Annotated in this window: 15 protein-coding genes; 13 read left to right on the top strand and 2 right to left on the bottom strand. The window is 42.9% G+C overall.

The window, feature by feature from the left end:
- The first annotated feature begins 226 nt into the window (after nt 1-226).
- From moaA to AC1IR0_RS15345, 9 genes are all read left to right on the top strand, one after another.
- Nucleotides 227-1252: a GTP 3',8-cyclase MoaA gene (gene moaA, locus AC1IR0_RS15385; protein ID WP_479741546.1), complete on the top strand. Its 1026-nt coding sequence runs from the start codon at nt 227-229 to the stop codon at nt 1250-1252.
- 2 nt (nt 1253-1254) lie between these two features.
- Nucleotides 1255-1521 carry a MoaD/ThiS family protein gene (locus AC1IR0_RS15380; protein ID WP_114541240.1) on the top strand — a complete coding sequence of 89 codons (267 nt, stop codon included), beginning with the start codon at nt 1255-1257 and terminating at the stop codon, nt 1519-1521.
- 1 nt (nt 1522) lies between these two features.
- The gene (locus AC1IR0_RS15375; RefSeq protein WP_479741545.1) at nt 1523-2065 is read left to right on the top strand and encodes a molybdenum cofactor biosynthesis protein MoaE; all 543 of its coding nucleotides are present in this window, start codon (nt 1523-1525) and stop codon (nt 2063-2065) included.
- Between the two features lie 69 nt (nt 2066-2134).
- Nucleotides 2135-3058 (top strand): bifunctional molybdenum cofactor biosynthesis protein MoaC/MoaB, encoded by a 924-nt coding sequence (moaCB, locus tag AC1IR0_RS15370; protein ID WP_479741544.1) that lies wholly within the window; start codon nt 2135-2137, stop codon nt 3056-3058.
- Nucleotides 3055-4296 (top strand): molybdopterin molybdotransferase MoeA, encoded by a 1242-nt coding sequence (locus AC1IR0_RS15365; RefSeq protein ID WP_409653968.1) that lies wholly within the window; start codon nt 3055-3057, stop codon nt 4294-4296. The genes moaCB and AC1IR0_RS15365 overlap by 4 nt, the downstream gene beginning before the upstream one ends.
- Nucleotides 4297-4343: 47 nt before the next feature.
- A complete protein-coding gene (gene modA / locus AC1IR0_RS15360) occupies nt 4344-5108 on the top strand; it encodes a molybdate ABC transporter substrate-binding protein (protein ID WP_409653972.1) in 765 nt (254 codons plus the stop codon).
- Between the two features lie 6 nt (nt 5109-5114).
- On the top strand, nt 5115-5798 hold the full coding sequence (modB, locus tag AC1IR0_RS15355) for a molybdate ABC transporter permease subunit (RefSeq protein ID WP_409654126.1): 684 nt from the start codon (nt 5115-5117) through the stop codon (nt 5796-5798).
- A 1-nt stretch (nt 5799) separates the two neighbouring features.
- Nucleotides 5800-6441, top strand: a complete 642-nt coding sequence (locus AC1IR0_RS15350; protein ID WP_409653975.1) for an ATP-binding cassette domain-containing protein — start codon at nt 5800-5802, stop codon at nt 6439-6441.
- Between the two features lie 330 nt (nt 6442-6771).
- Nucleotides 6772-8121 (top strand): MFS transporter, encoded by a 1350-nt coding sequence (locus tag AC1IR0_RS15345; protein WP_409653978.1) that lies wholly within the window; start codon nt 6772-6774, stop codon nt 8119-8121.
- 302 nt (nt 8122-8423) lie between these two features.
- Here AC1IR0_RS15345 and cynS read toward each other — a convergent pair whose 3' ends face one another.
- The gene (gene cynS / locus AC1IR0_RS15340) at nt 8424-8873 is read right to left on the bottom strand and encodes a cyanase (RefSeq protein ID WP_004646988.1); all 450 of its coding nucleotides are present in this window, start codon (nt 8871-8873) and stop codon (nt 8424-8426) included.
- A gap of 286 nt (nt 8874-9159) precedes the next feature.
- On the opposite strand from cynS, the gene AC1IR0_RS15335 reads away from it, so the two are divergent.
- From AC1IR0_RS15335 to AC1IR0_RS15325, 3 genes are all read left to right on the top strand, one after another.
- Nucleotides 9160-9969, top strand: a complete 810-nt coding sequence (locus AC1IR0_RS15335) for a formate/nitrite transporter family protein (RefSeq protein WP_004280337.1) — start codon at nt 9160-9162, stop codon at nt 9967-9969.
- Between the two features lie 66 nt (nt 9970-10035).
- Nucleotides 10036-11766 carry a bifunctional protein-serine/threonine kinase/phosphatase gene (locus AC1IR0_RS15330; protein WP_409653983.1) on the top strand — a complete coding sequence of 577 codons (1731 nt, stop codon included), beginning with the start codon at nt 10036-10038 and terminating at the stop codon, nt 11764-11766.
- Nucleotides 11767-12020: 254 nt separating this feature from the next.
- On the top strand, nt 12021-12218 hold the full coding sequence (locus tag AC1IR0_RS15325) for a hypothetical protein (RefSeq protein WP_409653986.1): 198 nt from the start codon (nt 12021-12023) through the stop codon (nt 12216-12218).
- Between the two features lie 158 nt (nt 12219-12376).
- Here AC1IR0_RS15325 and AC1IR0_RS15320 read toward each other — a convergent pair whose 3' ends face one another.
- Nucleotides 12377-12544, bottom strand: a complete 168-nt coding sequence (locus AC1IR0_RS15320) for a hypothetical protein (RefSeq protein ID WP_004280333.1) — start codon at nt 12542-12544, stop codon at nt 12377-12379.
- 329 nt (nt 12545-12873) lie between these two features.
- Here AC1IR0_RS15320 and AC1IR0_RS15315 point away from each other — a divergent pair, with 329 nt between their 5' ends.
- Complete coding sequence (locus AC1IR0_RS15315) at nt 12874-13791, top strand: LysR family transcriptional regulator (RefSeq protein WP_121980327.1); 918 nt, start codon at nt 12874-12876, stop codon at nt 13789-13791.
- Nucleotides 13792-13811: the final 20 nt, after the last annotated feature.

The raw sequence follows: 13811 nt of genomic DNA, 5'->3' as shown, positions 1-13811 counted from the left end.
TCGATATGACAAGCTCAAAAGAAATTATCAAAGTTCTGTTGCTTTAGCCTGTATATTTTTATGGCTACCTTTATAGGGTTAATTATAAACAGTAAATGTCAACAGACCCTATTTAAAAATAAATTTGTGCAAAGTTGGAACACTTATTGCTCATTCATTGTGAAGAAATAGGGTAGTAAATCAAGACTGTTAAATAACCGTGCAGATCTCATCATGGACCGCAGCAATGAACAGCATGACAGCTTTAGCACCTCGCAGTATCTTTCAGGATCAGTTTGGACGCCAGAAACGTAAGTTGCGGATCTCGGTGACTGACCGTTGTAATTTCAAATGCAGCTATTGCATGCCTGAACATCCGGAATGGATGAATAAAAAAGATTTGCTCAGTTTTGAAGCCCTGTATGCTTTTTGCGAGTTTATGGTGCGACACGGGATTGAGCAGATCCGCGTGACGGGGGGCGAACCGTTGATGCGTCAAGGCATCGTTCATTTTATTGCCCGCTTACAGACATTGAAAGCAATTGGCCTGAAACGTATTTCCATGACCAGTAATGGCCATTATTTAAAAGATTATGCTCAAGCGCTTAAACAGGCAGGACTGGACGATCTGAATATCAGTCTAGACAGTCTTGATCCAAAGCAGTTTCAGCAACTGACCCAAAAACAGTTACAGCCTGTACTTCAAGGTATTTCTGCCGCACAGCAGGCAGGTTTGACCGTCAAGATCAATAGTGTGCTCATCAAAGGCATCAATGACAATCAGATTATTCCTTTGGTGAAATGGGCACAGCATCAGGCTGTAGAACTGCGTTTTATTGAGTTTATGCCCCTCGATGGCGATCAGAAATGGAACCCGTCTGATGTCATCAGTGAGCAGGACATCCTAGATCAACTGAAAACCGAATTTGATGTCCGGGTATCACCAGGACAGGGCGCCAATCCAGCCCGTGGCTATCTGGTCAATGGGCAGCCTTTGGGGATTATTTCTACCATTACCCATTCATTTTGCGGTGATTGTGACCGCCTGCGCCTCAATGCCCAAGGTGAATTTTATAACTGTTTATTTGCCAGACAAGGCCTGAACCTTAAGGCAGATATCGAACAACTGGCGCTGGATCATTTCGCCACACAGACATTTCAGCACAAGCTCCACGCTTATATCTGGCATAAGGAAGCCGGCTTCCATGCGATCCAGCAAACACCAATACAAAAGCCGATCCGCAAAATCAGCATGCACAGCATTGGAGGATAAATATGTCACTCACTCAGCAAAAATTAATTCATATCAAAATAGAAGCCTTCGGTGCGATTGAACGACAACTTCCAGCAGATTTAAATTTGCAATGCGAGTCTGAAATTCATGTTTCTGAAGTCCTGAACCAGTTGCTATCCATTTATCCTGATATACAGACCATGCTGGAACGTTGTGCATGTGCAATCGGTGAAGACATTATTTCCAGACAGAACGTTTTAAATCGGGACAGTACGCTGGTGCTGTTATCGCCGGTCGCAGGAGGCTGAGATGCAACTCAAACTATTAAAACAATTTGCCCGAATCCAGCAGACTGCTTTTAGTCTGGAGGATTTTGATGGTATCCAGCATTTTCCGGAATGTGGTGGAATCGGCATCTTTGTCGGAACAGTACGTAACCATCATCAGGGGAAAGCTGTGCGTGCCCTGAAATATACCGCCTATGCGCCTGTGGCTGAAAAAATGATTCGTGAAATTGAACAGCAGATCCAGACCAAATACCAGGTGTCTTATGTCCGGGTGGTGCATCGGATTGGTGAGTTGGGGATTGGAGAAACAGCTATCATTGCTATGGCTTATGCGGCCCATCGTCGTGAGGCCTTCGCTGCCTGTGAGGAAGTTGTGGAACGGGTGAAGCATGAGGTTCCGGTCTGGAAAGAAGAGTTTTATCTGGATGGTAGCAGCCAGTATGTGGAAGGCTGTTGTATCCGAAAAGATCATGGACCTGAAACTAATCACTCTCATCATGCAGAAGAAGCGCATTGTCACCATCACCATGTAGCAGAACACGCTTGCCAATCACCATCTAATTAAATGCGTCCAATGAGAATGCATAAGATGAATCACTTTAAAACAGATTTTAAAATTAGCCTGGGATGAATCATGAAAAATGTAGGGATGAAAGCAGAAAGTTACCGTACAGCAATTGCCACTGGAATCCTGCATGCACCGCCACATTGCATTGAGTTGCTGCGTAATGGCAATACTGAAAAAGGTGATGCCCTGAAAACAGCACGCATTGCCGGCATTCTAGGTGCCAAACGGACCGATGAGCTGATTCCATTGTGCCATCCATTACCGATTTATCGTGCCGATGTGGAATATGAACTGTGTGATGCACATGTCGAAATTATTGCTACTGTTGAAACCATTGGACCAACTGGTGTGGAAATGGAAGCTTTGACAGCGGTCAGTCTGGCAGGTCTGACCTTGTATGACATGCTGAAGCCGCATTGTGAACCGGAAGATTTGTCGCTGGATCAATGCAGGTTGCAGCAGAAAAAAGGCGGAAAATCACATTTTACCCGCGTACTTAAAGAGAGTCTGTCCGCTTCGGTTATTGTGCTGTCCGATACGGTTGCAGCAGGCAAAAAGCCGGACACTGCCGGACAAAACGTAATGGAAATTTTAAAAGAAGCCAATTTTGACGCTATTAATTATCAGGTCATTCCCGATAGCCCAGAACAGCTCTTGACCCTGATTGAACAGCAGAAAAATCAGTATCCGCTGATTCTAACTGTGGGCGGTACTGGCTTAGGTCCTAAAGACCTGACCGTCGAAACCCTGCAACCTTTGCTGCAACGGGAAATTCCCGGCTTGATGGAAGCTTCACGTAGTTTTGGGCAGAAACGTACCCCTTATGCGGCATTAAGTCGTGGCGTGGCTGGCTATATTGAGAACAGTCTGGTGATGACCCTGCCGGGAAGTCGGCAGGGTGCGAAAGAATCCCTGATCGCGGTACTTCCAGCGTTGGTGCACTTGTTTGATGTGCAAAAAAATATTCCACATGCGGGAGGTTATCAATGAATCAGGCACTATCGCATTCAGCCTGCGGCGCTGAGCCGGGACTGATTTCTGTTGATCAGGCGCTGCAGATGATACTTGAGCAGACGCATGTCTTGGCAACTGAAAGCCTGCCGCTGGCTCAGGCTCTGAATCTCTATCTGGCAGAAGTGATTGATTCGGCCATTCCATTGCCGCTGTTTTCACAAAGTGCTGTAGATGGCTATGCGCTTTGCAGTCCAGAAAATGTTAATGCACACAGCACTTTTGAACTCATTGGAGAGATGCGGGCAGGACAAGGCACTGAAATTGAACTGCGGCCAGGTCAGGCGGTCCGGATTTTTACCGGTGCCAGGATTCCAGCAGGAACTACAACGGTCGCCCGTCAGGAAATTGTCAAATGCCATGCCAATCAAATCATTATCACAACAGACCTAAAACCTCATACGGATATACGTGATGCAGGCGAGGAAATCGCACAAGGGCAGCGTCTGGCAGATGCAGGTCAAAAACTGCATGTAGGTGCAATTGCAGCTTTAAGTATGGCAGGCGTGAAGCAGGTTTCAGTCTATTGTTATCCTAAAATTGCTGTTGTGATTACTGGAGATGAAGTCGCTTCCAGCATTGAAGACCTGAATTCCGGAAAAATCTTTGACGCCAATGCTCCACTGATTCAGGCCTGGTTTCAATCACAGGGTCAAAACGTAGATATTCTGCATGTTTCAGATAATGAGTATGAGCTGCAAACGTTAATACATCGTCTTAAAAACCAATACGACTTCATATTGACCACAGGCGGGGTTTCGGTGGGTGATTATGATTTCATTCGTCCTGTTGCCCTGGAGCAAGGTTTTGAGCAGATTTTCTGGAAAGTGAAGCAGAAGCCCGGAAAACCGATGTTATTTGCCAAGTATCGTCGAGATGATCAAGGTTACTGTTATCTCTTGGGTTTGCCGGGAAATCCGGCTGCCGTGTATGTCGGGATGCAAATCTATACGGCAACTTTACTGAATGCCTTACAAGGGCAAAAGCAGTCACCTGCATGGCTTAGTGCGGTAATGACACATGATTTGAAAGCGGATGCACGTGAACATTTTTTAAGAATGGCTGCCGAATTTGATCAGGGTACTTTAAAGCTCAAAAGCCTGGCGAAACAGCAGTCGCATATGTTGAGTAATCTGATGCAGGCCAATTGTCTGGTACGTATTCCGGCAGCAACAGAAATCCAAGCCGGGCATGTGGTACAAGGTTTACTGATTTGAAATGCCTGTCGCAATTCTCAATATTCGAATCACATAGAATGAGAAAGATGGATTTATTCAAAGTTCTACTCACTGGCGTGCTGTTGACTAGCTCCATGCTGCATGCCGAGACAGTTAGAATATATGCTGCAGCCAGCCTGACCAATGCGATTACTGATATTTCCAAGCTGTATGAGCAACAGCATCGGGACATCCAGATCGTTCCGGTTTTTGCTGCATCTTCGGTATTGGCGAAACAAATTGCAGCGGGAGCCAGCAGTGATCTATTTTTCTCTGCAGACCTGGACTGGATGAATGATTTGATCAAGAAACAAAAAATTCAGATCGGTCAGATTCGACCTTTGCTTTTAAATGAACTGGTATTGATTAGTCCACTTCAGAAAAAAAATCATTTTAAAATGTCAGCCAACTTTAATTTTGCTCAGGCCTTTCAAGGTTATTTATGTACCGGACAAATGGAATCGGTGCCTGCTGGAAAATATGCCCAGCAAAGCTTAATCCGGCTGGGCTGGTTGAATCCGCTTCGCGGCAGAATTGTCGGTACGGACAGCGTCCGTTCAACTCTCGCATTTGTAGAACGTGGCGAATGTCAGGTCGGTATTGTGTATAGAACTGATGCCTTGATGAGTAAAAAAGTCAGAATTTCGGGAGTATTTCCAGCCAGTACACATCGTCCGATTGTGTATCCGATTGCTTTAACCCGGCAAGGCCAGAAAAATCAGGCAGCAATCCAATTTTCTGAATTTATCCAGACGAGTCCAAGGGCCAGGCAGATTTTCCAGAAATATGGTTTTAAGCTCAAGGTTCCATAACTGATGATGCTTACACCAGAAGAATTGAATGCCTTGATGCTTTCAGCCAAAGTGGCGGGCTTTGCCACAGCAGTGTGCCTGCCATTTGCCATTACCGTGGCATGGTTGCTGGCACGTTATGAATTCCGAGCCAAATTTCTTGTAGAGGCGATATTGCAGATGCCCATGGTGCTACCGCCGGTGGTACTGGGGTATCTTCTGCTCCTGCTGTTTGGTCATCAGGGGATGTTAGGGCAATATCTGCATGCATGGGGAATTCAGCTGATATTTAACTGGAAAGGTGCGGTACTGGCAGCAATCATTGTGGCATTTCCTTTAATGGTACAACCGATTCGTTTGTCTTTTCAAATGATCAACCGGCAATTAGAACAGGTGGCAGGATCTCTAGGCGCTGCACCATGGCGGGTATTCTGTAGCATTAGCCTGCCTCTGGCTTTGCCTGGAATTTTAATCGGTAGCATTTTATGTTTCAGCCGCAGTCTGGGAGAATTTGGTGCCACCATTACCTTTGTTGGCAATATTCCAGAAGAAACCCGCACGATTCCCATCGCCATTTATAGTCTGTTACAGCAGCCTGATGGAGAAAGCATGGCCATGCGTCTGGTCATTTTATCTCTGATTCTGGCTTTTTCTGCCTTGATTGCAAATTACTGGATCATGCAGAAGTATCAACGTAAATTGGAGGCTTAAGATGCTGAAGTGTGATTTTCAGTTTAATTACGCAAATTTCCAGCTACAGGCCAATCTGGATATGCAATCGCAGTTGATTGGTATTGTGGGGGCATCAGGAAGTGGGAAAAGCACCTTTTTAAAAAATATTGCAGGGCTATTAAAACCATCACAAGGCTTTATTCATTTTCAGCAAAAAATATTATTTGATCATCAGCAGAAACTGAATATTCCTGTTCATCAAAGAAAAATTGCCCTGATTTTTCAGCAAGCCCTACTGTTTCCGCATCTGAATGTCATGCAGAATTTGAAATATGCAGAACAGCTAAATATAAAAAATAAAGGTCAGCAGAAATTTACGTTTGAAGACATTGTGGAGTTACTCGAATTAAAGCCACTACTTCGGCATCGGGCGCATCAGCTTTCTGGTGGACAGGCACAGCGCGTTTCTATTGGACGTGCACTTTTATCTTCTCCCGATCTATTACTTTTGGATGAACCTTTAAATGGACTGGATCAAAAGCTGAAAAACCAGATTTTACCCTTTCTGAAAATTGTGATTCATCAAACAGATTTACCCATGATTTATGTGACCCATCATGTAGATGAAGTAGCGTATTTACAGGCACAGGTGATGCATTTTGAAAAGGGAAAAATAGTCTGATGCAATGCTGCACCGATTTAAACCAGCAATGACTCCGGGCAGGTCATTCTCTCACTGTTTTGCTCATAATGCCTCAGAAGCTATCTATTTTTCTCTCTATTTTTAAAAATGAAAAGTCTAATTTAAGAGCTTAAATATAAATTATTTTATATAAAACAGCATCTTATTCTATTTTAAAAATAATCTGGCATGACCTGTGCATATACCTGATTAAAGTCAAAGAAGACTCTACATTTGTATGACGGCCAATGACGTCCGTTCTGATCGTTACTGATATGCCTTGTGCATCACAGTGACTTAAATACGTTCAGTTCTGGTAAGGAAATGGCTATGTCTTCAAATACAAGTCTCAATAAAGCAACAAAAATAAGTCTATTTAACTTCAGTAGTTCAGCGATGCGGGCCTTCCATATGAGTTGGCTCGCTTTTTTTGTCTGTTTCTTTGCGTGGTTTGCCTGTGCACCCTTAATGCCTGTCATTGCCGGTGAATTCAGCCTGACCAAAGAGCAGATCGCCAATATCAATATTGCCGCAGTCGCTATTACAATTCTGGTGCGTCTGATCGTGGGGCCATTGTGTGATAAATACGGTCCGCGTAAAACCTATACCGCCTTACTGATTATTGGCAGTATTCCGGTGTTTGGTGTGGCCTCGGCCAACAGCTATGAATCTTTCTTGTTTTTCCGTTTATTGATTGGCGCCATCGGTGCTAGTTTTGTCATTACCCAATATCATACCAGTATTATGTTTGCGCCAAATGTCGTGGGAACTGCAAATGCGACTACAGCAGGTTGGGGGAATGCCGGTGGCGGTGCGACTCAAGCCCTGATGCCGTTAATGCTGGCTGCTTTGGTGATGTTCGGTGTAGAACAGGCAATGGGTTGGAGAATTGCGCTTCTGGTTCCAGGTATTCTGATGATCATTGTCGGGATACTGTACTGGAAATTCACACAAGACTGTCCACAAGGTAATTTTAAAGAACTCCGTGCTCAAGGTATTTCTGTCGGTAGCGATAAAAAAGGCGGCCTTGCCATCTTAATGCATGCCGCACGTAACTACCGTGTGTGGATTCTGTTTGGCGCTTATGCAGCCTGTTTTGGTATTGAAATTTTCATCCATAATATTATTGCCTTGTACTTTGTCGACAATTTCCAGTTCGGTCTAAAAGAAGCGGGGATGGCTGCCGGGATTTTTGGTTTACTGGCATTGTTTGCCCGTGCCTTGGGTGGCATTGTTTCAGACAAAGTTGCGATTCAAAAAGGTCTGGATGGTCGAACCAAAGTCCTGTTTGCCTTGATCATGCTGGAAGGTCTGTTTCTTATTCTGTTTTCGCAAATGAATAGTGCAACCTTGGCGATCATGGCAATGACCATCTTTGCCTTGTTTACTCATATGGCATGTGGCGCTACCTATGCACTGGTACCTTTTATCGACCGTGATGCCTTGGGGGGGGTGGCTGGTATTATTGGAGCAGGTGGCAATGTCGGCGCGGTAGCTGCAGGTTTTCTGTTAAAGGGCATGTTGGATATTCAAACCACTTTGATGGTACTGGGTGGCTTGGTAGTGATTGCTGCAAGTTGTGTATTGATGATCCGCTTCTCTGTCGAACATAAAGAAAAAGAACAGCTGTTATATGAACAGGCCGTGACTGAACGTCATCTGGCGGAAGTACAGCAATAACACAACACGCCCTGATATAAAATGAATTGACAAAAAGGATAGCAATATCCTTTTTGTTGTTTTTGCTAACGCAATAATAAAATGATGAGCTATATATTCAGGATAGGAAAATATTATTTAAAAAGTACAGAATGGTTGAATTTATCGAATAAAAGTAAAATCATTTATAGTTTATATGTTTAATTTGAGATGAAAAAATTATATATATTTTAATAATGATTTTTAAAAAAATAAATGAATTTAATAAGTGTAGATAAAATAAAAGCCATTTTAATAATGGCTTTTATGCTTATGGTGGAGGATTAATAAGTTTTATAAGGTAAAAACTTTCCGGATAATACGACATTCACCCGATCTCCGTTTGGATTATTCTCACGTTGAATATCCATATTGAAATCAATTGCACTCATAATTCCATCACCAAATTCTTCATGGATCAGTTCTTTAATAGTCATACCATAGACGCTGACAACCTCATACCAGCGATAAATCAGCGGATCTGTCGGCACGCTAGTTGGCAGAGAACCTTTATAGGGTACGATTTGCAGCCAGGCGATGGCTTCATCAGTCAATCCAAATATTTCACCAATTTTTTCTGCCTGTTCTTTATTAAAAGCCATCTGACCCAAACATGCGGCTGTCACCCATTCTTTAGAAAGGCCTATTGTTTCAGCGACATCTGCCCATGTAATAGACTTTAAAACTTTCGCTGAAATAATCATGTCTGTCACTTGTTGACGATGGCTAATCATAATCTTCTCCAATAGCTATATTTAAAAAATGACCGCTATAGATAATGCAGAGATTGTGCCAATATAATTATAAGGATGAAATTTTAAAATAATTTATAGGATTTTTATTAGCCATTTAAAATAAATGGCATGCTATTTGCTTTTATCTATATTAAATATGGCAACGGCGCCATGACACAATTGATCTGTTTGAATAATGCAAGGCAAAGACGCCTAGGGTTGAAATAGACCTTAGGCGTTTTTTATTTGCAAACAGGCAAGTAATTTATATAAAGGGGATAAAAATATGGCTTATCTTGCTCCTGCAGAGTTTGCAAAAAAAGTGGTCGATGCTGGTGAGGCAAAACTTCATATGGCCACGCGTGATGTTTTAATTCGTGCGTTTATGGCAGGCGCAATTCTGGCGTTGGCGGCAGTATTTGCCGTGACGATTGCGGTACAAACAGGGGTGCCACTGATCGGGGCGCTGCTATTTCCAGTCGGTTTCTGCATGTTGTATCTATTGGGCTATGATCTGCTGACCGGGGTATTTGTTTTGACTCCATTAGCCTGGTTAGACAAACGTCCTGGGGTGACGTGGGCCCGTATTTTAAAAAACTGGGGACTGGTTTTTTTAGGTAACTTTGCCGGATGTTTAACCGTGGCAGTGTTGATGGCCGCAGTCTATACCATGGGTTTCGCAGCTGAACCGAATGCGGTCGGGGTGAAAATTGCCCATATTGGTGAGGACCGGACTTTGGGCTATGCCGAATATGGTTTTGCTGGCTGGATGACGATTTTTATCCGCGGCATGCTGTGTAACTGGATGGTGTCACTCGGGGTAATTGGCGCCATGATGTCAACCACAGTCAGCGGCAAATTCATTGCGATGTGGATGCCAATCATGCTGTTTTTCGCCATGGGCTTTGAACATTCAGTGGTGAATATGTTCCTGTTCCCATTTGCCATGATGATGGGTGGTGATTTCTCGATTACAGACTACTTCTTGTGGAATGAATTACCGGTGGCACTGGGGAATCTGGTGGGCGGTTTGGCACTGACAGGTCTGGCGCTCTATACCACGCATGTACGTACTGGCGATAAAAAAGAATTCTAATCTGAGCATGATGATTTATGCCTTGAGATTAAAGGGATCAATTCGATCCCTTTTTGAGTATTTAAAATGAATAAAAAATTAAAGATCAGCATCGGGCAATATTCTTCCGCTGGAATCAAAGAACAGAATCAGGACTTTCATGGGGTCTATATTCCTGAAAGCCACGCGCTTAGCAGTAAGGGCATTGCCTGTGCAATTGCAGACGGGATCAGTAGCAGCAATGTCAGCCATATTGCAGCAGAAACTGCAGTCAGCAGTTTTTTATCGGATTATTATTCGACTTCGGATGCATGGAGTACCCAAACTTCGGCGGCACGGGTCATTCGTGCGACCAATTCCTGGCTATATGCACAAACTCAGCAAAGCCGCGGGCGTTTTGATAAAGACCAGGGTTATGTCTGCACCTTTAGTGCACTGATTTTGAAACAAAACAGAGCTCATATCTTTCATGCAGGCGATAGCCGGATTTATCGCATTCAGACACAAGCCATTGAACAGTTGACGGCTGATCACCGCGTTTGCCTGTCATCAACAGAACATTATTTAAGTCGTGCACTGGGTGCCGACCATCGTATCGATGTCGATTATCAGCAGCTTGAATTATGTGAAGATGATTTCTTTATCTTGATGACGGATGGTGTCTATGAGTTTATTGAGATGCAGCTCATATCGGAGATGCTGCAACAGCAACAACATCTGGATATCATTGCCAAGTCTATAGTCGAACTGGCCTTAAAGCGGGGTAGTGATGATAATCTCACCATTCAAATCATTAAAGTGGAACAGTTACCTGATGAGGAATCCTTTCATATCAAGAGCCATGTTTTATTTCCGCAACAGCTGAGTCATGGCGACCTGTTTGAAGGTTATCGAATTGATAAAATCCTGCACCAAAATCATCGCAGCAGCCTCTATTTGGCGCATGATGAAGCAACACAAAATCAGCTGGTCATTAAAACCTTGTCTGTCGATGTGCAGGATGACCTGCAAGCGATGGAACAATTTCAGCTGGAAGATTGGGTATCGAAACGCTTAAAACATGAAAATCTGCTGCAATGCTATCCACATAAGGGCAGCAAGAAGTTTTTATTTCAAAGTTATGAATATTTACAAGGGGAAAGCCTAAACCGATGGCTGCACCGTCATAAAACTGCTTTAACTTTACAGCAGTTGCTTCCGATCATTGAGCAGGTGGCCAAAGCATTAAATGCCATGCACCGTCTTGAAATGCTGCACCAGGATGTACGACCAGAAAATGTCATGCTGCTCGAACCAGCCGATACCTTGAAAGTGAAACTGATTGATTATGGATCGACTGCGGTCAGAGGTCTGGTTGAACTGAATCCCAAACATGCAGATGTTCCTTTGGGAACCTTGGCCTTTATGGCACCTGAATATTTTATTGGATGCTCCCCATCAGTAAAATCAGATCAGTTCTCGCTGGCGGTGATGAGTTATTATTTATTAACCCGACAATTGCCTTATGGGACGGACCTCGCGCGCTGCAAGACCGAAAAGGCCTTAAAGCAGGTTCGATATCATCCTCTCTATGAGTATCGACCGGATCTGCCACATGGCTTGGACGCAATCTTTAAAAAAGCGCTTTCCATTCGCCCGGAGCAGCGCTATGAAGCACTTTCAGCCTTTATATATGATCTGAAACACCCAGATATCAAATTTAAAAAATCAGTTTCACGCCCTATGCTTGAAAAGCATCCAGTCACTTTCTGGAAATCCTGCACAGCGATTCTTTTTTTGTTATTGCTCTGGGTGTTTGCACTATATTTTAGCCAATGAAAATAATCAAAATAAGCTGTTGAACGATTTTTTTTGACTGAAGTAAAAAATCAGATGTGATTTGAGCTGAGATGTAGTCAAAATATCTATTTATTCTTATTGCAGATTTTTCTATTTTTACGATGATTGACTCTGTGTTTTCGAAGATTATCCCTATAAAATAGAAAGTGCAGTTAAAATCTAAGTAAGCATAAAAACATTGGAATAATAATTGCTTATTTTTAATACCATTAGAATAAAAAGGCAGATGAGACATGAAAATTCAATTTTTTAAGCTGATTTTAATCTTGGGCAGCAGCATGGTGATGAGCCAAACCAGCCTCACCGGAGATGGTGGCTTGCGTTTTGCTGAGAAAAATCAGGAAATAGCGGCACAAATTCAGGCCAAGAAAAAAACGGCAGAAATACAAGCGCAGTCCCTACAAGCAAAAGCCTCTACAGAAACAAAATAGTAAAATAGCACTCATCCAAGAAGGTGAGCTGTTCAGATTAGATCAGATGTATAAGATGTGGTGATGCGAAAAACTAGTCCCTAACTTTTTAATACTGAAAAAAAACTCCCCATCTATTTTAAGAATGGGGAGTTTTTTATTTTGCATCTCAGGGAAAATTACTGAATTTGTTCCTCATCCTGTCTTTCCTGACGCAGCTGATCACGTTGTCGCTGTGGATCATGAAGACCTAATTGACCGCGCTGGATCTCACGATCCTGCTTTTCTTGAGGATCAAGTTGTTCTTCAGTGAGTTCTTCATCATTTCGATCGATTGGATTCGACATAGTCTTTCATCCTCTAAAATACTTTCTAATTTTTATTGTATGAGTGCAGCAAAATTATTCTGTGACTTTTATGCCTGAGTTAGTTTTCTATCTTGTTGCTGCTGTAAGTTTAATCAATATTTTATGGGTTATTTTAATGATGGTTAAGTTAACCAAGAAAATTAAATTAATGAAATTAAGGGAATAGTAATTTAAACCTATAAACCTAATAGTTGAATATATCTCATTATTCTGGTTTTGAAATGAGAAAAACTAAATAAAATAAGAAAAATGGGTTATGCTTAAGACAGATTAAGTGTCATCCGTCTTTTAAATTTCCGGTATTTTTCATGATAGAACTTCGCCATTTAAGAACTTTAACTGCTCTGCGGGAGCATGGTTCTCTGGTTGCAGCAGCAAGTGATTTATGTTTAACCCCATCAGCCTTGTCACATCAGCTACGTGAACTCGACCAATGGTTTGGCGTCGAAGTGGTCAATCGGCGTAGTCGCCCTGTGAGCTTTTCAAATGTTGGGGAGCGGTTGCTAAAACTGGCAGATGAAATATTACCGCAAGTTCAAATTGCACAGAGTGATATCAGCCGAATTGTGCATGGTCAGACCGGACGAATTGTTTTTTCCTCTGAATGTCATAGCTGTTTTGACTGGTTGATGCCGCTACTCAATCAATACCGGATGCAATATCCGGATGTAGACCTGGACTTTGCCTCAGGTTTTGAGTCGAATCCGCATGAATTATTGCAAACTGGAGAGTTTGATCTTTTAATTACGGCTGATCCGATTGCGCTTAAAGGCATTGAATATTTTCCGATATTTGAATACGAATCACGCTTGGTTTTATCCAATACCCATCCACTAGTACGTGCTAAAGAGATTACTGTTCAGGAACTTGCTGAAGAAACGCTAGTAACTTATCCGGTGGATAAACACCGTTTGGACATCATGTCGCGTTTGTTTATTCCAGCTAATATTCTACCAAAAGCCATTCGTACCACCGACTTGACCCAAATGCTGATTCAGCTGGTGGCAAGTGGCCGCGGGATTGGTGCACTGCCAGACTGGGTGGTAAATGAATATGAGCAAAAAGGCTGGGTGACATCACGCCGTTTGGACTGTGTGGCGCCTGAAGGCTTGCGTCGTACTTTATACGCCGGCTATCGCATAGAAGAAAAACAGAAAGATTATTTTGAAGGCTTCTTGAAACAGCTGGATCGGTTTTCCAAAAAAAGACAGGTCTACTACAATTGATCAATGAATAGGTGAATATC

This window comes from Acinetobacter sp. 129952 (genome assembly GCF_056642055.1).
Note: the sequence above shows the minus strand (reverse complement) of the source record. Positions and strands in the feature narration are given on the sequence as shown.

Excerpts from the sequence above, each read along its gene's own strand:
- AC1IR0_RS15325 (WP_409653986.1), top strand. The coding sequence starts at position 12,021 with ATGAAAATTCAATTTTTTAAGCTGATTTTAATCTTGGGCAGCAGCATG.
- moaCB (WP_479741544.1), top strand. The coding sequence starts at position 2,135 with ATGAAAAATGTAGGGATGAAAGCAGAAAGTTACCGTACAGCAATTGCC.
- modA (WP_409653972.1), top strand. The coding sequence starts at position 4,344 with ATGGATTTATTCAAAGTTCTACTCACTGGCGTGCTGTTGACTAGCTCC.
- moaA (WP_479741546.1), top strand. The coding sequence starts at position 227 with ATGAACAGCATGACAGCTTTAGCACCTCGCAGTATCTTTCAGGATCAG.
- modB (WP_409654126.1), top strand. The coding sequence starts at position 5,115 with ATGCTTACACCAGAAGAATTGAATGCCTTGATGCTTTCAGCCAAAGTG.
- AC1IR0_RS15380 (WP_114541240.1), top strand. The coding sequence starts at position 1,255 with ATGTCACTCACTCAGCAAAAATTAATTCATATCAAAATAGAAGCCTTC.
- AC1IR0_RS15335 (WP_004280337.1), top strand. The coding sequence starts at position 9,160 with ATGGCTTATCTTGCTCCTGCAGAGTTTGCAAAAAAAGTGGTCGATGCT.
- AC1IR0_RS15365 (WP_409653968.1), top strand. The coding sequence starts at position 3,055 with ATGAATCAGGCACTATCGCATTCAGCCTGCGGCGCTGAGCCGGGACTG.
- AC1IR0_RS15330 (WP_409653983.1), top strand. The coding sequence starts at position 10,036 with ATGAATAAAAAATTAAAGATCAGCATCGGGCAATATTCTTCCGCTGGA.
- AC1IR0_RS15320 (WP_004280333.1), bottom strand. The coding sequence starts at position 12,544 with ATGTCGAATCCAATCGATCGAAATGATGAAGAACTCACTGAAGAACAA.
- AC1IR0_RS15315 (WP_121980327.1), top strand. The coding sequence starts at position 12,874 with ATGATAGAACTTCGCCATTTAAGAACTTTAACTGCTCTGCGGGAGCAT.
- AC1IR0_RS15345 (WP_409653978.1), top strand. The coding sequence starts at position 6,772 with ATGTCTTCAAATACAAGTCTCAATAAAGCAACAAAAATAAGTCTATTT.
- cynS (WP_004646988.1), bottom strand. The coding sequence starts at position 8,873 with ATGATTAGCCATCGTCAACAAGTGACAGACATGATTATTTCAGCGAAA.
- AC1IR0_RS15350 (WP_409653975.1), top strand. The coding sequence starts at position 5,800 with ATGCTGAAGTGTGATTTTCAGTTTAATTACGCAAATTTCCAGCTACAG.
- AC1IR0_RS15375 (WP_479741545.1), top strand. The coding sequence starts at position 1,523 with ATGCAACTCAAACTATTAAAACAATTTGCCCGAATCCAGCAGACTGCT.